Raw genomic sequence first — 16,438 nt, 5'->3', positions numbered from 1 at the left:
CAACCGGGCCAAAGACATTAGCAAACCCAACCCCACCAGGCAAGTGCCTTTCGGCCCCGCCCCTGCGGTGAACAGCGATCTACACCCCACCCACACCACCGTCAACTGCGGTCGTTCGATTTTTTCGAACCTTTTTTGACCGGATGGACAAAATTGGCGGTTTCAGGCCGATTTCCGCTTGTCCATCAGCATGTTCGTCACCGCCGATTTGAACGGCGACAGAGAATCGGCCAGCCGCAGACCGGCACGGCGCAACTGCCGGAACGGCATTTCGTCCCGCGTATAAAGGGTGGCGATTCCATTCGTCGCCGCGAACAGCGGCGCGGTGGCCAGGCGGTGCCGGGTTTCGAATCGCTTCAGCACGGACGCATTGCCCGGATCGCCGTCGCGGGCCAGGCCCACGGCGATTTCCTCGGCCAGGGCCTCCTGTCCCTTCAGGCCCAGATTGAAGCCGTGCGCCGTGATCGGATGCATGCCGACCGCCGCGTCGCCGATCAGGGCGAAGCGATGGGCGACGAAGCGGTGGGCATAGACCGCGCGCAACGGATAGACATGCCGCGTGCTGACCAGACGCATTTCGCCCAGCCGATTGCCGATCCGCTCCATGATATCGGCGTTGAAGCGGTCGCGCTCCATCACCCGCAGCGCCTCGATCCGGTCGGGCGGCAGGGTCAGGACCAGCGAGGATGCGCCGCCATTGACCGGCAGCAGGGCCACCGTCTGCCCGTCATCGAACCATTGGGTCGCCACATGATGATGAGGCGATTCATGGGCCATCCGGCACACCAGCATCGCACGGCGGAAATCATGCACGATGGCGCCGATTCCCCGCAGGCGCCTGATGTCGGAAAACCGTCCGTCGGCGGCGATCGCCAGGCGGGATTCGATTTCGCCGCCTTCATACAGGACAGTCACCGCGCCCCGTTCATCGCGTACCCACCGCGTCGCCGTGCCCGCGCGGATCGTGATGTCGGCGCGGGACAGGGCCTCTTCATACAAGGCCCGCCGGATCAAGTGGTTGGACACCAGATAGCCCAGCGCATCGACGCCCTTGCCCTGCGTGTCGAAGGTCAGCGGATGGTTGTGCCGCCCGGTTTCCACCCGTGCCTCACGCAGGGGGGAAATTCCGACGGGCGGGATCCGCGCCCAGGCGCCGCTGCGCTGCAGGGCCGAGACGGCATGGTGCGTCAGGGCGATTTCACGCCCGTCGAAAGCCGGTTCGGCCAACTGGGGCTGCGGCGCGCGCTCCAGAACCATGACCGACAGGCCCAGCGCCTCCAGCGACAGGGCGGTGGCCAGCCCGGCCGGGCCACCGCCGATGATCGTGACGTCGCGGTGCATCGCCGTTCCCCCTGCCCTGTTCAGGCGTCCGCACCGAAACTGACGGGCGAGCCCTGCCATTCGGCGACGTAATCCACGACCGGCCACCGCCTGGGCACCGGCCGCGCCGGGTCCGGCGTGCCGACGAACAGGAATCCCGCCAGGCGGTGCGGTGCGTCGAACCCCAGGGCCGAGGCCACTGCCGGATCGTAGGCCATGTCCCCCGTCACCCATACGCCTCCAAACCCGGTGGCATGCAGGGCGTCGAGGACGTTCATCGCGGCGGCGGCCACGGCCATTTCCTGCTCGACGACCGGGATCTTGTCATCGGGACGGATATGCATGCCCAGCGCAATCGTCAGCGGCATTGTGGAAAAGCGCGACCGGCGCTTGTCGATTTTCGCGGCCGGCACGTCGGGGTCGCGCGCGATCATCCCGGCCACCACCAGTTCGGCCAGTTTCGGCCGCGCGTCGCCCCGGATCAGGACATAGCGCCAGGGTCGCAGCTTGCCGTGGTCGGGTGCGCGCATCGCGGCGGACAGGATGTCCTCCAGCACCGACCCTTCCGGCGCCGGGTCGGACAGCGCGTCGGTCGATGAACGGGACAGGAGGCTGTCGAGCACTGCCATCCGGGGATCCTCCATATAATGTCGGCCGGCGCAGGCCCCGCGAGGGTCGGCGACGGCGGGACGGCACCATGCCGCAGAAGCCTCCCGAAGCCAATATCGGGCCACCCGGCTTGCACGACGCCGGGGCGGGACTCGCACGGGAATGGTGGCCTAACCCGCCCCTATCCTGTAGGAGAACGGGACATGGACACCGCCCGCACCGCCACGATTCACCGCGTCACCAGCGAGACCGACATCACGGTCCGCCTGGACCTCGACGGCACCGGCCAGTCCCGCATCGCGACGGGAATAGGCTTCTTCGACCATATGCTGACGGCGCTGGCCCGGCACGCGATGTTCGACCTGGACGTAACGGCCCAGGGCGATCTGCATATCGATTTCCACCATACGACCGAGGACACCGGCATCGCGCTGGGCCAGGCCTTCGCCCGCGCGATCGGCGACAAGCGCGGCATTCGCCGGTTTGGTCACGCGCTGGCCCCCCTGGACGAGGCGTTGAGCGAGGTCGTCGTCGATATCTCCGGCCGTCCCTACCTGGCCTGGTCGGTGGAATTCACCCGCGACAAGATCGGAGAGATGGATACCGAGCTGTTCGAGGAATTCTTCCGCGCCTTCGCCATGAGCGCACTGCTGACCCTGCATGTGACGCAGAAGGCCGGACGCAACTGCCATCATATCGCCGAGGCGTCGTTCAAGGCCGCCGCCCGCGCCTTGCGCATGGCGTCCGAGGCCGATCCGCGCGCGGGCGGCCTGATCCCCTCGACCAAGGGCGTGCTGTGACCACCTACTCCTCCTGGTTCCGGGCCGAAAGCGACCATCCGCCGGTGCTGGTGGCCGAACGCTTGTCCTGGCGGGTCCTGGTCCTGGGCTGGTTCGGACTGCTGCTGCAAGGCTGCTGGATCGCCGGGCTGCTGGCCGGGGCGGTCAGCCTTGCGACCTGGGCGCTGCTGGGCCATTCGGCGTTGATCGCGCCGGTGTGGCTGGGCCTGCATCTGGGGCTGGCGCTGTGCACCGGTAATATAAGGGAATGGGAGCTGCGGCTGAACGGGCTGACCGCCGGCCCGGTAGTCGTCGCCCCGGGCGCCGAGGCCGCGCTGCTGCGCCTGTTGGAACGGCATCCGGGCATTCTGGCCCCGCGCGCCGCCACGGCCGGGGAATGAAAGGGAAATGAGGGACAGGATGGCATCCGCGACCCAGTCCATCGTCGTCATCGACTATAACGGCGGCAACTTGGCCTCGGCCGCACGCGCCCTGACGCGTGCGGCGGCGGACAGCGGCATCGACGCCACGGTTACGATCACTTCGGCGCCCGACGCCGTGCGCCAGGCCGACCGGATCGTCCTGCCCGGACAGGGCGCATTTGCCGATTGCGCCGCCGGCCTGGCCGCGGTGCCCGGCCTGCGCCAGACGATCCAGGAGGCGACGGACGCCGGTACGCCGTTCCTGGGCATCTGCGTGGGCATGCAGCTGATGGCCGAACGCGGGCTGGAACATGCGACGACGCCCGGCTTCGGCTGGATTGCGGGCGAGATCGCACAGATGGACGCCCCGGGCCTGCGCCTGCCGCAGATGGGGTGGAACCGGCTGGACTTCACACCCGGCGCGCATCCGCTGACCGAGGGGCTGGGCCCGGACGCCCACGGTTATTTCGTCCATTCCTACGCCCTGCGCGGCGGGGCGGCGACCGATCTGGTGGCCACGACCGATTATGGCGGCGCCGTACCGGCCATCGTCGCCCATGGCAATCGCGCCGGCACCCAGTTCCATGTCGAGAAAAGCCAGGCGGTCGGCCTGCGGATCCTGTCCAATTTCCTGCGCTGGTCGCCCGTTTGCGAAGGGGCCGCCACATGAACGAGATCGGCGGCCTGCGCCGCGACCGCCTGCGGACCGAGCGGCTGCAATCCCTGCACGAAGACGATCTGGAGGCGCTGTGCGAGGCGACCGACGCCGCCATCCTGGACGGCGGCGGCTTCGGCTGGCTGAACGTCCCCGGCCGGCAGGCGATGGAACGCTATTTCCGGGGCGTGCTGATGGTGCCGGAACGCATGCTGTTCGTCGCGCGCCTGGACGGCATCATCGTCGGCGCGGCGCAACTGGTCCGGCCACCCCGGAATAACGAGGCCCAGGCCATGAGCGCCACGCTCATGCACCTGTATGTGGCGCCCTATGCGCGCGGCCACGGGCTGGGCCGGCTGCTGCTGCTGGAGGCCGAGCAATGCGCGCGGGCCATGGGGTACCAGATCCTGAACCTGGATGTGCGCGAAACCCAGGTGGCGGCCATCCGCCTGTTCCATTCCTTCGGCTTCCATCAGTGGGGCACCCATCCCAGCTATGCCCGCACCGACGGCCGCACCGTGCGGGGCCTGTTCTTCACCAAGCGCCTGCAGGACAATGAACGGGTCGTGCCCGCGCATCCGCAGGCCTCCTCCGTTCCCATTCCTGCCCCTGGACCCATCAGCGTGACCGGACACAGCCTGACCCTCTATCCCGCCATCGACCTGAAGGACGGCGCCTGCGTCCGCCTGCGCCGGGGGGACATGGATGCCGCCACGGTCTATTCCGACGATCCGGGCGCGCAGGCCCGCGCCTGGGCCGCCGCCGGGTGCCGGTGGCTGCATGTCGTCGATTTGAACGGCGCCTTCGCCGGGCGATCGGCCAACGGCGCCGCGATCGAGGCCATCATCGCCAACGCCACCGTGCCGGTGCAGCTGGGCGGCGGCCTGCGGGACATGGCGGGAATCGAACGCTGGCTGTCCGCCGGGATCACGCGCGTCATCCTGGGCAGCGTCGCGGTCAAGAACCCCGCCCTGGTGCGCGAGGCCTGCCGCGCCTTCCCCGGCCGCATCGTCGCGGGCATCGACGCCCGCTCGGGCCAGGTCGCGACCGAGGGCTGGGCCGAGACGTCCGAAATGAAGGCGGTGGAACTGGGCCGGCGCATGCAGGATGCCGGCGTCGCCGCCATCATCTTCACCGAGATCAGCCGCGACGGCATGCTGACGGGCATCGACATCGCCCAGACGGCGGAACTTGCGAACGCGCTGTCGGTCCCGGTCATCGCCAGCGGCGGGGTGGGCACGGCGGCACATCTTCAGGCCCTGCGCGCCGCGACCGCCCAGGCCCCGGGCATCGAGGGCGTGATCGTCGGCCGCGCGCTGTACGACGGCCGGGTCGACCCGGCCGAGGCCCTGCGGATCCTGTCCTGATGCTGAAGCTGCGGGTCATTCCCTGCCTGGACGTCAAGAACGGCCGGGTCGTGAAGGGGGTCAATTTCGTGTCGCTGCGCGATGCGGGGGACCCGGTGGAACAGGCCGCGGTCTATGACGCCGCCGGCGCGGACGAGCTGACATTTCTCGACATCACCGCCAGCCACGAAAACCGGGACACGATCCTGGACGTGGTGAACCGCACGGCCGAACGGATCTTCCTGCCGCTGACGGTCGGCGGCGGCGTGCGGACGACCGACGACATGCGCCGCCTGCTGCTGGCCGGGGCGGACAAATGCGCGATGAATTCCGCCGCCGTCGGTCGGCCCGACCTGATCAGCGAGGCCGCGCGGAAGTTCGGCAGCCAGTGCGTGGTGGTGGCCGTCGACGCGCGGTCGGACGGCCATGGCGGGTGGGAGGTCTATACCCATGGCGGACGCACGCCGACCGGGCGCAACGTCATCGACTGGTGCCGCGAGGTCGCCGCGCGCGGCGCGGGCGAGATCCTGCTGACCAGCATGGACCGCGACGGCACCGGTGGCGGGTTCGACCTGGACCTGCTGCGCGCCGCCTGCGCCGCCGTGCGGGTGCCGATCGTGGCATCGGGCGGGGTCGGCACGCTGGCGCATTTCATCGAGGGCGCACGGGCGGGGGCCACCGGCCTGCTGGCGGCCAGCGTCTTCCATTTCGGCCAGTTCACCATCCCGCAGGTCAAGCAGGCGCTGGCGGACGCCGGCCTGCCGGTCCGCCAGACGACCTGACGCGCCGGATATTCCAGCAGAGTACATGATGCCCAAGCCATCCAAGCCCAAGACCGCCAAGACCGGCACCCCGAAGACCGCCCGCAAGGCGGCCCCCGCGCCCCGCAAGGCGGCGAAGGAGGCCGAGACGCCCCGCGCGCGCAAGAAGGCGGCCGCCCTGGCCGCGCCGGTCGCCGACGCCCCGCCGGCCACGTCCGACGTGCTGGACCGGCTGTTCGCCGTCGTATCCTCGCGCAAGGGTACCGACCCGTCCATCAGCCATTCGGCGCGCCTGCTGTCGCGCGGCCGGCGCAAGATCGCCCAGAAATTCGGCGAGGAAGCCGTCGAGTGCCTGATCGAGGCCGTCGCCGGCAATACCGGCGAACTGGTGAGCGAGAGCGCCGACGTGCTGTACCATCTGATCGTCATGTGGGTGGACGCGGGCGTGCAGCCCGCCGACATCTGGGCCGAACTGCGCCGCCGCGAGGGCACAAGCGGCATCGCCGAGAAAGCCGCCCGCCCGCGCGACCCCCTGGCCTGATATCACCGGTCTGACCTAAGGTCTGTCCGGACATTCGATCTGGCGGCGATCCCACGCGCGTTTTCTGCGCTTCGATGCCTGCAAACACACGACGGGCGCGCCTTTTTCAGGGCGATCTCGCTCAACGGGTCGAATTAAAGACGGATTTTAATCAACACGATCGCCACAACCCGAGGGAATCGCATCCATGGCTGTCTCCGGACTGGGTCCCTATGACCCGCAGAACATCTTCGCGAAGATCCTGCGCGGCGAGATTCCGTGCCGCACAGTGTTCGAGAATACGTTCGCCCTGGCCTTTCACGACATCGCGCCCAAGGCGCCGGTCCATGTTCTGGTCATCCCCAAGGGCCCGTATGTGTCGTTCGCGGATTTCAGCACCACCGCTTCCGACGCCGAGATCGCGGGTTTCACCCGCGCGGTGGGCCATGTCGCAAGCCTGCTGGGGCTGGATGAGGCCGGCTATCGCCTGCTGTCGAACATGGGCGCGGCCGCCGGGCAGGAAGTGCCGCATTTTCACGTCCATCTGTTCGGCGGCGCGGCGCTGGGGCCGATGCTGCATCGCTGAAGGGACGCCGTGTCGCAGGGCGCTGCCCTGCTGCCCTCATCCCCCGGCGTTGCAGCCAGCCCGCATTTGCAAACAGGCCCTTACCCGTCCAGGGACTGGAGTTCGAACAGCCGCCGGTACAGCCCGCCGTCCTGCGCAATCAGTTCGGCGTGGGACCCATCCTCACGCAGTTCGCCCCGCGCGAAGACCAGGATGCGGTCCAGGCCGACAACGGTCGACAGGCGGTGGGCGATGACCAGCACCGTACGGCCGATCATCAGGCGTTCCATGGCCTCCTGCACCAGGATTTCCGATTCCGAATCCAGGCTGGACGTCGCCTCGTCGAAGATCAGGATCGGCGCGTTGGCCAGGAAGGCGCGGGCAATGGCCACGCGCTGGCGTTCGCCGCCCGACAGCTTGACCCCGCGTTCGCCGACCATGGTGGCATAGCCCTTGGGCAGCCGGTCGATGAAACCCGCCGCATTGGCCTGGCGCGCCGCCTCCTCGATTTCCGCCATGGTCGCGTCGGGGCGGCCGTAGGAAATGTTTTCCGCCAGCGAACGGTGGAACAGGACGGGTTCCTGCTGCACGATCGCGATCTGGGACCGCAGGCTGGACTGCGTGACGGTGGAAATGTCAGTGCCGTCGATCAGGATCCGGCCATCGGACACGTCGTACAGCCGTTGCAGCAGCTTCACCAGAGTCGTCTTGCCCGATCCCGACGGCCCGACCAGCGCAACACGGCTGCCGGCGGGGATGTCGATTGACAGATCGCGGAACAGCGGACCCTGCTGGGCGCGATAGCCGAACGACACATGGTCGAAGTGAATGACCCCGTGCGTCACCCGCAGGGGCAGCGCGTCGACCGCATCCGCGACCCCCATCGGCAGGCGATAGATGGCGACCAGTTCCTCCATCTCGTTCACCGAGCGCTGGACCATCGAAATCTGCTGGCCGATATCGCGCAGATAGCCCTGGACCAGGAAGACCATCGTGAGGACATAGGCGACGTCGCCCGGCCCGGCACGACCCCGCCACCACAGCGCCAGCACCGCGCCGACCAGCAGGACGCGCATCGCCAGCGCCGCCAGGTTCTGGAGGTTGCCGCTGTTGGTGCCGCGCACCCACGACCGCTCGGTCCGCCTCTGCCACCGCGACAGGACCCAGGACAGGCGTGCATCCTCGCGCTGCTCGGCGCCGAAGGCCTTGACCACCATGTTGCAGGTCACGGCATCGGCCAGCGCCGCGCCCATGCGGGTATCCCACGCATTGGCCAGCCGCGCCGACGGCGCGACATAGCGCAGGGTCAGCAGCGTGGACATCAGCACCAGCCCCACCGAACTGCCGCCCAGCAGCACCCCCATCAGCGGCCAGCGCAGGGCCAGCACCACCGTCGTCGCGCACAGCACCAGGATGCCGGGCAGCAGCATCAGCATCAGGGTGTCGCCCAGCGTGTCGACCGCCCACATGCCGCGCGTCAGCCGCCGCACGGTCGATCCGGCGAAGGTGTTGCCATGCCAGTCGGTGGAAAAGCGCTGCACGCGGGCGAAGGCGGTCTGGGCAATGTCGCGCATCACGCGGGCGGTCAGGAAGGTGATGCCCAGATAGGACATCCGCCGCCCCGCAACCCCCAGCAGCCCCAGCAGCAACAGCCCGCCCAGCAGCATCAGGACGTCATGCCGCGCCGCCAGCAGGGCCGGCGCCACGGCCGGGGCGCTGCTGCCCGCCGGCCCGGCATGGGCGACATCGTCCACCAGCCATCCGGCCAGCAGCGGCGTCACCACATCGGCCACCGTCGCCACCGCGACGCCCGCGAGGGTGCAGGTCAGCGATGCCGGGTGGCGCAGCCAGCGTTGCATGACGAAGCCCAGGACCTCGCCGAATTCGTTGCGCCCGCGGCCCTGGGCGCCGGGCGCGGTCTGTCTGTCCGCCATGACGTCCCGGCCGGTCCCGACGGCCATCCCTTCCATCCATACCGGCCACGGGCGACGCGCTGCCGCCCCGGGATCGCCGGATCCGTTTCACATTCGATCGGTTTCGGGCCCGATTATCGCCGTCCACCCGGGCGAAAGCAAGCGACGGGCGATTTACAGGCCGCCTGGTCCGGCCGACAAGAAAGGCCCGCGACATGAACAGACGGCAGAACCGCATGACCCAGCCCGCCCGCCCCGCGAAGGCCCGGCGCCGCATGACGCTGAAGGAAGTCGAACGCTTTATCACCCTGCTGGCCGAGGCCAATCCCGACGCCGCCAGCGAACTCGTGTTCGGCGACGATTATACGCTGCTGGTCGCGGTGGTGCTGTCGGCGCAGGCAACCGATGCCTCGGTCAACCGGGCGACGGTCGGCCTGTTCCGCGACGCCCCCGACCCCGCCGCGATGGTGGCGCTGGGCGAGGACGGGGTGGGCGCACATATCCGGTCGATCGGCCTGTGGCGCACCAAGGCACGCAACGTCGTCGCCCTGTCGCAGCGCCTACTGGACCAGTACGGCGGCCAGGTCCCGCACGACCGCGCGGCGCTGGAGGCACTTCCCGGCGTCGGACGCAAGACCGCAAACGTGGTGATGAACGTGGCGTTCGGCGACAGCACCATGGCGGTGGACACCCACATCTTCCGCATCGGCAACCGCACCGGACTGGCCCCCGGCAAGACACCCCGCGCGGTGGAGGACCAGCTGATCGCCCGCATCCCGGCCCCGATGCTGCGCCCGGCGCATCACTGGCTGATCCTGCACGGACGATATGTCTGCAAGGCACGGCGACCGGAATGCTGGCGCTGCCCGGCGCAGGAACCCTGCCAATATACGGCCAAGGTACTGACCCCGCCCTGAAGCCCGCCAAAGGCCACCGGCCTTTGGAATCAGTCTGTTTATCCATGATCGGGGTCCGGGGCTCCAGGCCTTGGTGGGTTCGGGCGAAGCCCGACCTATTCGGCAGCGGCCAGCGGCAGGGTCGGCATGCCGTGCTGGCCCGGTCCCATGACCCATGGCCGCGCACCACGTACGGCGCGATCGGTGACGACGCGCGGCCCGTCCGGCCGCAGATAGACGGTCTGCGCACCCGACTGCCACAGGGTCAACCCGTCGATCGTGGCCACGCCCGGACAGTTCGTACCCTCGCCCCCCGGCGCGACCAGCAGCGCAATCCCGGCGCAGTCGGGCGTGGCCGCCCCCGGCAGGCGCAGCAGCACCCGGCCACCCGCCAGCCGGCACAGCCCGTCGCGACAGGCGATGCGGCTGTCATCGTCCCCGGCTGGCAGGGCCGCGAGGGGCAGGGCAAGGGCCTGGCGCCAGTCGGCCTCGACCACCCGGTCCGCCCCTGGACGCGGGACCACCCGCAACATTCCGCCGTCGCGCACCCCCATCACCCGCCCGTCCGCCGCCACCAGCAGGTCCGGCGGCGTCACCAGGAACGGGACGAGCAGCGCCACCGCCATCGGCACCATGCCGGCCCAGCGCCAGCGCCGGGTCCACAAGCACATCCAGCACAGGCCCAGCAGCCACGCCGCCAGCGCCCATCCCGGCATCGCCGGCACCATGATCCGCGCCGCCGGCCAGCCGGACACCGCCCGCGCCAGATCCAGTACCACCCCGATCCCCCAGCCCATCGGCACCAGGGCCGCGGCCTCCAGTCCCAGCGGCATCAGCCCTATGGCCAGCAGCCCTGCCGGCAAGATCCACATCGCCATCAGCGGCACCGCCAGCAGGTTCGCCAGCAGAAACCAGGGTTGCAGCGTGCCGAAATGCGCCATGACGACCGGGACCGTCGCCCCCCCGGCCATCAGGCTGGCCAGCGCCAGATGCGCGACATGGACGCCTATCCGGCGCCACCAGCCCCCGTCCTGCACCAGACGGCGAAGGGGGGGCCGCGCGGCCTCGAACCCCGCGGCCAGCGCCATCACCGCCGCCAGCGACATCTGCAACGGCGTTTCCATCAGGTCCCCCGGTCCGGTCAGCAGTAGCAGCCCGGCCCCCACCGCCAGCCCGCGCATCGACAGGGCCCGCCGCCCGGTCACGATCGCCAGCACCACCAGCGTCGCCATCGCCAGACCCCGCAACGCCGGCAGATGCTGGCCGGTCAGCACCACATACGCCGCCCCGGCCGCCAGTCCCGCCAGCGCCGCGACCTGCCGGCATGGCCAGAACAGGCTTGCATGTTCCGAGCACGCCAGCAGCAGGCGCGCCGCCGCCATCGCCACGCCCATGACGATCCCCAGATGCAGCCCGGCCACCGCCAGCAGATGCGCCAGTCCCGCATCGGCGAAGGCGTCGCGATCGGCCTGCGGCATCGGCGCGGCGGACCCGGTCAGGACCGCCGCCGCCACACCGGCCCGGTCGGGGGGCAGCACGCGCAGGATACGGGCAAGGATCGTTTCGCGCAGGGATTCCATCGTGCGATGGGCGGCAGGGAGCCCTTCATCCACCCGCTGCACCATCGCCAGCGCGTATCCGCCGCCCGCCATGCCGTCGAACCACGCCCGGCGCTGGCGGTCCGGGCCGCCGGGCCAGGCGGGCGGCATCGGCGGACGCAGCATCGCGCGCACCCGCACCACCATTCCCGGCGACAGCCGCACCGGGTCGTCGGGCCGCAGTCGCAGCCGCAATATGCGGCGCAAGGGCGGCATCCCGTCATCGACCGGGTCCTCCAGCCGCACGTCCGCCAGATCCACCTGCAGGGCCCCACCTGCCGCCGCGTCGCGCGGCGGCAGGACGGACACGGCCGTGATCCGGCCCACCACCATCGTCGCGCGATGCGGCAGGTCGGGCAGCGGCGGCTGGCGATGCGTGGCGGTCCAGGCCGCGACGCCCCCCAGCGCCAGTGCCGCCATTCCCCCGCCGATCGCCCGCGCCGCCAGCACATGGGGCGCCCGCGCGATCCAGGCGACCGCCCCGCCCGCCACGACCAGCAGCGACAGGATCGTCGTCCCCCCGGGCTCCCGCGTCAGCGCGAAATAAATCGTGATGCCGATCCCCAGCCCGACCGGCAGCCACAGCGCCAGCCGCGACCGTTCCGCCAGCAGCATCCGCGCCGGCCATGCGTCCCGGCCGATATCTCCATCCGAATCGTCCACTGCGGCAGCCTAGCCGCCAACGGCGCGGATCGGCCATATGCCGATCCCCCTGTAAGCAGACGGCATCCCATGGTATGGAGCCGCCTCATGACCGTTCGTACGCGCTTCGCACCGAGCCCCACCGGGTTGCTGCACATCGGCAACGCCCGAGCCGCCCTTTTCAATTTCCTCTATGCCCGTCACCATGGCGGCAAGTTCCTGCTTCGCATCGAGGATACCGACCGCGAGCGGTCGACCCAGCAGGCGGTGGACGTGCTGTTCGACGGGCTGGCCTGGATGGGGCTGACCCCGGACGAGGAACCGGTGTTCCAGTCCACCCGGCAGGCCCGCCATGCGGAAGTCGCGCATCATCTGCTGACCCAGGGGCTGGCTTATCGCTGCTTCTGCACGCAGGCGGAATTGCAGCAGATGCGCGAGCAGGCGATGGCCGAGGGCCGTCCGCCCCGCTACAACGGCTACTGGCGCGACCGCGACCCGTCCGAGGCCCCGCCCGGCGCGCCCTATACGGTGCGCATCCGTGCCCCGCGCGAAGGCGAGACCGTCATCCCGGACCTGGTGCAGGGCGAGGTCCGCGTCGCCAATGCCGAAATGGACGACATGATCATCCTGCGCGCCGACGGCACGCCGGTCTATCAGCTGGCTGTGGTGGTGGACGACCATGACATGGACATCACCCATGTCATTCGCGGCGACGACCATCTGACCAACAGTTTCCGCCAGGCGATGATCTATCGTGCCATGGGCTGGGACCTGCCGGCCTTCGCGCACCTGCCGCTGATCCACGGTCCCGACGGCGCCAAGCTGTCCAAGCGGCATGGCGCCCAGTCGGTGGTGGAATTCCGCGAGATGGGATACCTGCCGGAGGCCCTGAACAACTACCTGCTGCGGCTGGGCTGGGGCCATGGTGACGCCGAGATCCTGTCCCGTGACGAGCAGATCCAGCTGTTCGACCTGGACGGCGTCGGCCGGTCGGCGGCGCGCATGGATTACGCCAAGCTGCTGCACCTGAACGGCGTGTGGCTGCGCCAGGCCGATGACGCCCGCCTGGCGAACGACGTCGCCGAACGCCAGGCCGGCCGGCCGGACGTGACACTGGACGATACCGTGCGCGCCCGCATCCAGACCCTGATGCCGGGGCTGAAGGACCGTGCGAAGACGCTGGTGGACCTGGCCGACAGCGCCGCCTTCCTGGGCCGCCACGTCCCGCTGTCCTTCGATGCCAAGGCCGAGAAGCTGCTGACGCCCGAGGCCCGGACGTTGCTGGGCCTGCTGGCCCGCGACCTGGCGGTGATCGACCCGTTCGACGCACCGACCATCGACGCCGCCCTGCGCCGCTTCGCCGAGCACCACGGCCACAAGCTGGGCCAGGTGGCGCAGCCGTTGCGCGCCGCGGTAACCGGCACCACGACCTCGCCGGGCATCGACGCCACCCTGGCCGCGCTCGGCCGGGACGAGGTGATGGCCCGGATCGGGGCGGTCGCGCAATGAGCGAGGGGCCGCGCACCGCCTCGCCGCATTTCTTCCCGCAATCGACGCGGCACCTGCTGGGCGTGCAGGGCATGCACCCCACGCGGATCGAGCCGTTCCTGGACCTGGCCGAGAGCTACGCGCTGATGAACCGGTCGCGCAAGACGCCGCGCGACCGGCTGCGAGGCCGGACGGTCATCAACCTGTTCTTCGAGGACAGCACCCGCACCCGCACTTCCTTCGAACTGGCGGGCAAGCGGCTGGGGGCCGACGTGGTCAACATGACGGTGGCCAGTTCGTCGGTGAACAAGGGCGAGACCCTGCTGGACACCGCGACCACCCTGAACGCCATGCGGACCGATTTGCTGGTGGTACGCCATTCGCAGTCCGGCGCACCGGCGCTGCTGGCGCAGAAGGTCGAGGCCAGCGTGGTCAATGCCGGCGACGGCACGCATGAACACCCGACGCAGGCGCTGCTGGACGCGCTGACGATCCGCCGGCATTTCGGCGGCCTGCACGGGCTGACGGTCGCGATCTGCGGCGATGTCAGCCACAGCCGCGTCGCGCGGTCGAACATCCACCTGCTGACGGCGATGGGCTGCCGCGTACGCGTGGTGGGGCCGCCGACCCTGATCCCCGGCGCCATCGGGGCGCTGGGCGTGGACGTCCATTACACGATGGAAGACGGGCTGCGCGACGTGGACGTGGTCATGATGCTGCGCATGCAGCGCGAGCGCATGACCGGCGGGCAGGTGCCCAGCGCGCGCGAATATTTCCGCTTCTACGGGCTGGACCGCCGGCGGCTGGCGGTGGCGCGTCCCGGCGCGCTGGTCATGCATCCCGGCCCGATGAATCGCGGTGTGGAAATCGACAGCCGCGTCGCCGATTCCGACCAGAGCGTGATCCGCGAACAGGTCGAGATGGGCGTCGCCGTGCGCATGGCGGTGCTGGACCTGCTGGCACGCGCCGGAGAAACGACGTGAGCGTCCTCCTGTTCGAAAATGTCCGCCTGATCGACCCCGCGCGCGGGCTGGATCGTCCAGGGCGGCTGCTGGTGCGCGACGGCGCGATCGCCGGCACCGACCTGCCCGGGGCCGAGGGCGTGCCCGAGGGCGCCACGACCATCGACGGCGGGGGGGCGATTCTGTGCCCCGGTCTGGTGGACATGCGCGTCGCCATCGGCGAACCCGGCTTCGAATATCGCGAAACCGTGGCCTCGGCCGCGCGGGCGGCAGCGGCGGGGGGCATCACCACGATGGCGGTGCTGCCCAACAGCCAGCCGGCGATCGACGATCCGGCGCTGGTCCGCCTGCTGCGCGCCCGCGGCGAGGAGACGGGCATTGTCTCGATCCTGCCCTATGGCGCGCTGACCTGCCGGTGCGAAGGCGCCGAGATGGCCGAGATCGGCCTGCTGCACGAGGCCGGGGCCGTGGCCTTCACCGACGGTACGAAGGCCATCGCGGATACGCGAACCATGCGCCTGGCCCTGACCTACGCGCGCGGATTCGACGCGCTGGTCGTCCAGCACCCCGAAGACCCGTCGCTGGCGCGCGGCGGCTGCGCCACGGATGGCGAACTGGCCACGCGGCTGGGCCTGCCGGGCATCCCGGCGGCGGCCGAGGCGATCATGATCGCCCGCGACCTGCGCCTGGTCGAACTGACGAAGGGGCGGCTGCATTTCGGCCATGTCTCCACCGCCGAGGGGGTGGAACTGATCCGCGCGGCCAAGGCGCGGGGCCTGCGCGTCACCTGCGACACCGCGCCGCCCTATTTCGACCTGAACGAGACCGCGATCGGCGATTTCCGAACCTATGCCAAACTGTCGCCCCCGCTGCGCGGCGAGGCCGACCGTCGGGCGATCTGCGACGCCCTGGCGGACGGCACGATCGACGCCATCGCATCGGACCATGCCCCGTGCGACGCCGACGACAAGCGCCAGCCCTTCGCGGTCGCGGCGGCCGGGGGAACGGGCCTGGCGACCCTGCTGGCGGTGACGCTGGCGCAGGTGCATGGCGGCACGCTGCCGATGATCGAGGCACTGGGCCTGCTGACCCATCGGCCGGCGGCACTGCTGGGCGCCGCCGCCGGAACGCTGGCCGAGGGCGTCGCGGCCGACCTGTGCCTGTTCGACCCCGATCGCGCCTGGCGCGTCGATGCCGACGACATGCCCGGCCGCGCACAGAACACGCCGTTCGACGGCCGCGCGCTGGAAGGCCGGGTGCTGGGTACCTGGAAGGCCGGGCGTCCGGTCTTCGCGCATGCCGGGGGGCGACCCACGCCATGACCGACGCCGTTCCCCCCTTCGCCCTGCCGCTGCTGGCCGCGATCGCGGCCCTGTCCTACTGCATCGGCAGCATCCCGTTCGGCCTGCTGCTGACGCAGATGGGCGGCGCCGGCGACATCCGCCAGATCGGATCGGGCAATATCGGCGCCACCAACGTGCTGCGCACCGGCCGGCGCGGGCTGGCGGCGGCGACCCTGCTGCTGGATGGGGCCAAGGGGGCATTCGCCGTCGTCTGCGCCTTCATCCTGTCACCCTTCCATACCGGACAGGCCGAGGCGGTCGCGGCCCTGTTCGCCGTCGTCGGCCATTGTTTTCCGATCTGGCTGAAATTCCGGGGCGGCAAGGGCGTCGCCACCGGACTGGGCGCGGCATTGGCCCTGTCGCCGCTGGTCGGCCTCGCGTGCTGCGCGATCTGGCTGGGCGTCGCGCGGCTGACAAAACTGTCGTCGGCCGGGGCATTGGCGGCGTTCGTGGCGTTGCCGCTTCTGCTGACGGCGGTGGCCGGCGGCAATCCGCGCGCGCCGGCCGCGATGGCGGGCCTGCTGGTCGCCGCCCTGGTCATCGGCCGCCATCACGAGAATATCCGCCGCCTCCTGGCCGGGACCGAACCCCGGATCGGTCGTTCCCGCCCGTGAGGCCC

At 70.1% G+C, this 16,438-nt stretch carries 16 protein-coding genes; 12 read left to right on the top strand and 4 right to left on the bottom strand.

The window, feature by feature from the left end; translation table 11 throughout:
- Positions 1-162: 162 nt before the first annotated feature.
- Positions 163-1,341, bottom strand: coding sequence for a 5-demethoxyubiquinol-8 5-hydroxylase UbiM (gene ubiM, locus HLH28_RS16560; RefSeq protein ID WP_182961257.1), 1,179 nt, complete (start codon positions 1,339-1,341; stop codon positions 163-165).
- Between the two features lie 20 nt (positions 1,342-1,361).
- The gene (locus HLH28_RS16555; RefSeq protein ID WP_182961255.1) at positions 1,362-1,949 is read right to left on the bottom strand and encodes a nitroreductase family protein; all 588 of its coding nucleotides are present in this window, start codon (positions 1,947-1,949) and stop codon (positions 1,362-1,364) included.
- Positions 1,950-2,132: 183 nt separating this feature from the next.
- Between HLH28_RS16555 and hisB the strand changes: the two genes are divergently transcribed.
- The 7 genes from hisB to HLH28_RS16520 all read left to right on the top strand — a co-directional run bounded on the left by hisB (position 2,133) and on the right by HLH28_RS16520 (position 6,998).
- Positions 2,133-2,729: an imidazoleglycerol-phosphate dehydratase HisB gene (gene hisB / locus HLH28_RS16550; protein WP_182961253.1), complete on the top strand. Its 597-nt coding sequence runs from the start codon at positions 2,133-2,135 to the stop codon at positions 2,727-2,729.
- Positions 2,726-3,109: a hypothetical protein gene (locus HLH28_RS16545; protein ID WP_182961251.1), complete on the top strand. Its 384-nt coding sequence runs from the start codon at positions 2,726-2,728 to the stop codon at positions 3,107-3,109. The genes hisB and HLH28_RS16545 overlap by 4 nt, the downstream gene beginning before the upstream one ends.
- A 19-nt stretch (positions 3,110-3,128) precedes the next feature.
- Positions 3,129-3,800 (top strand): imidazole glycerol phosphate synthase subunit HisH, encoded by a 672-nt coding sequence (gene hisH, locus HLH28_RS16540; RefSeq protein WP_182961249.1) that lies wholly within the window; start codon positions 3,129-3,131, stop codon positions 3,798-3,800.
- Entirely contained in the window at positions 3,797-5,152 is a 1,356-nt protein-coding gene (gene hisA, locus HLH28_RS16535; RefSeq protein WP_182961247.1) for a 1-(5-phosphoribosyl)-5-[(5-phosphoribosylamino)methylideneamino]imidazole-4-carboxamide isomerase, read from the top strand. Before hisH ends, hisA begins: the two co-directional genes overlap by 4 nt.
- Positions 5,152-5,913, top strand: coding sequence for an imidazole glycerol phosphate synthase subunit HisF (gene hisF, locus HLH28_RS16530; protein ID WP_182961245.1), 762 nt, complete (start codon positions 5,152-5,154; stop codon positions 5,911-5,913). The genes hisA and hisF overlap by 1 nt, the downstream gene beginning before the upstream one ends.
- Before the next feature lie 25 nt (positions 5,914-5,938).
- The gene (locus tag HLH28_RS16525; RefSeq protein WP_408869863.1) at positions 5,939-6,433 is read left to right on the top strand and encodes a phosphoribosyl-ATP diphosphatase; all 495 of its coding nucleotides are present in this window, start codon (positions 5,939-5,941) and stop codon (positions 6,431-6,433) included.
- Between the two features lie 187 nt (positions 6,434-6,620).
- Positions 6,621-6,998 (top strand): histidine triad nucleotide-binding protein, encoded by a 378-nt coding sequence (locus HLH28_RS16520; protein WP_182961243.1) that lies wholly within the window; start codon positions 6,621-6,623, stop codon positions 6,996-6,998.
- 80 nt (positions 6,999-7,078) lie between these two features.
- Here the strand turns inward: HLH28_RS16520 and HLH28_RS16515 are convergent, their stop codons facing one another.
- Entirely contained in the window at positions 7,079-8,911 is a 1,833-nt protein-coding gene (locus HLH28_RS16515; RefSeq protein ID WP_246396320.1) for an ABC transporter ATP-binding protein, read from the bottom strand.
- Positions 8,912-9,126: 215 nt separating this feature from the next.
- Between HLH28_RS16515 and nth the strand changes: the two genes are divergently transcribed.
- Complete coding sequence (gene nth / locus HLH28_RS16510) at positions 9,127-9,807, top strand: endonuclease III (RefSeq protein WP_182961261.1); 681 nt, start codon at positions 9,127-9,129, stop codon at positions 9,805-9,807.
- Between the two features lie 95 nt (positions 9,808-9,902).
- On the opposite strand, the gene HLH28_RS16505 is transcribed toward nth, so the two are convergent.
- Positions 9,903-12,047 (bottom strand): ComEC/Rec2 family competence protein, encoded by a 2,145-nt coding sequence (locus HLH28_RS16505; protein ID WP_338029757.1) that lies wholly within the window; start codon positions 12,045-12,047, stop codon positions 9,903-9,905.
- Positions 12,048-12,134: 87 nt separating this feature from the next.
- On the opposite strand from HLH28_RS16505, the gene gltX reads away from it, so the two are divergent.
- Genes gltX through plsY form a run of 4 tightly spaced genes read left to right on the top strand, consistent with a single transcriptional unit; the run spans position 12,135 to position 16,433 of the window.
- Complete coding sequence (gltX, locus tag HLH28_RS16500; RefSeq protein ID WP_182961239.1) at positions 12,135-13,535, top strand: glutamate--tRNA ligase; 1,401 nt, start codon at positions 12,135-12,137, stop codon at positions 13,533-13,535.
- Positions 13,532-14,497, top strand: a complete 966-nt coding sequence (locus HLH28_RS16495) for an aspartate carbamoyltransferase catalytic subunit (protein ID WP_182961237.1) — start codon at positions 13,532-13,534, stop codon at positions 14,495-14,497. Before gltX ends, HLH28_RS16495 begins: the two co-directional genes overlap by 4 nt.
- A complete protein-coding gene (gene pyrC, locus HLH28_RS16490; RefSeq protein ID WP_182961235.1) occupies positions 14,494-15,798 on the top strand; it encodes a dihydroorotase in 1,305 nt (434 codons plus the stop codon). The genes HLH28_RS16495 and pyrC overlap by 4 nt, the downstream gene beginning before the upstream one ends.
- Positions 15,795-16,433 carry a glycerol-3-phosphate 1-O-acyltransferase PlsY gene (plsY, locus tag HLH28_RS16485; RefSeq protein ID WP_182961233.1) on the top strand — a complete coding sequence of 213 codons (639 nt, stop codon included), beginning with the start codon at positions 15,795-15,797 and terminating at the stop codon, positions 16,431-16,433. The genes pyrC and plsY overlap by 4 nt, the downstream gene beginning before the upstream one ends.
- Positions 16,434-16,438: the final 5 nt, after the last annotated feature.

This window comes from Gluconacetobacter tumulisoli, assembly GCF_014174155.1.
GTDB lineage: Bacteria > Pseudomonadota > Alphaproteobacteria > Acetobacterales > Acetobacteraceae > Gluconacetobacter > Gluconacetobacter tumulisoli.
Note: the sequence above shows the minus strand (reverse complement) of the source record. Positions and strands in the feature narration are given on the sequence as shown.

Excerpts from the sequence above, each read along its gene's own strand:
- ubiM (WP_182961257.1), bottom strand. The coding sequence starts at position 1,341 with ATGCACCGCGACGTCACGATCATCGGCGGTGGCCCGGCCGGGCTGGCC.
- HLH28_RS16555 (WP_182961255.1), bottom strand. The coding sequence starts at position 1,949 with ATGGCAGTGCTCGACAGCCTCCTGTCCCGTTCATCGACCGACGCGCTG.
- hisB (WP_182961253.1), top strand. The coding sequence starts at position 2,133 with ATGGACACCGCCCGCACCGCCACGATTCACCGCGTCACCAGCGAGACC.
- hisH (WP_182961249.1), top strand. The coding sequence starts at position 3,129 with ATGGCATCCGCGACCCAGTCCATCGTCGTCATCGACTATAACGGCGGC.
- hisA (WP_182961247.1), top strand. The coding sequence starts at position 3,797 with ATGAACGAGATCGGCGGCCTGCGCCGCGACCGCCTGCGGACCGAGCGG.
- hisF (WP_182961245.1), top strand. The coding sequence starts at position 5,152 with ATGCTGAAGCTGCGGGTCATTCCCTGCCTGGACGTCAAGAACGGCCGG.
- HLH28_RS16525 (WP_408869863.1), top strand. The coding sequence starts at position 5,939 with ATGATGCCCAAGCCATCCAAGCCCAAGACCGCCAAGACCGGCACCCCG.
- HLH28_RS16520 (WP_182961243.1), top strand. The coding sequence starts at position 6,621 with ATGGCTGTCTCCGGACTGGGTCCCTATGACCCGCAGAACATCTTCGCG.
- HLH28_RS16515 (WP_246396320.1), bottom strand. The coding sequence starts at position 8,911 with ATGGCGGACAGACAGACCGCGCCCGGCGCCCAGGGCCGCGGGCGCAAC.
- nth (WP_182961261.1), top strand. The coding sequence starts at position 9,127 with ATGACCCAGCCCGCCCGCCCCGCGAAGGCCCGGCGCCGCATGACGCTG.
- gltX (WP_182961239.1), top strand. The coding sequence starts at position 12,135 with ATGACCGTTCGTACGCGCTTCGCACCGAGCCCCACCGGGTTGCTGCAC.
- HLH28_RS16495 (WP_182961237.1), top strand. The coding sequence starts at position 13,532 with ATGAGCGAGGGGCCGCGCACCGCCTCGCCGCATTTCTTCCCGCAATCG.
- plsY (WP_182961233.1), top strand. The coding sequence starts at position 15,795 with ATGACCGACGCCGTTCCCCCCTTCGCCCTGCCGCTGCTGGCCGCGATC.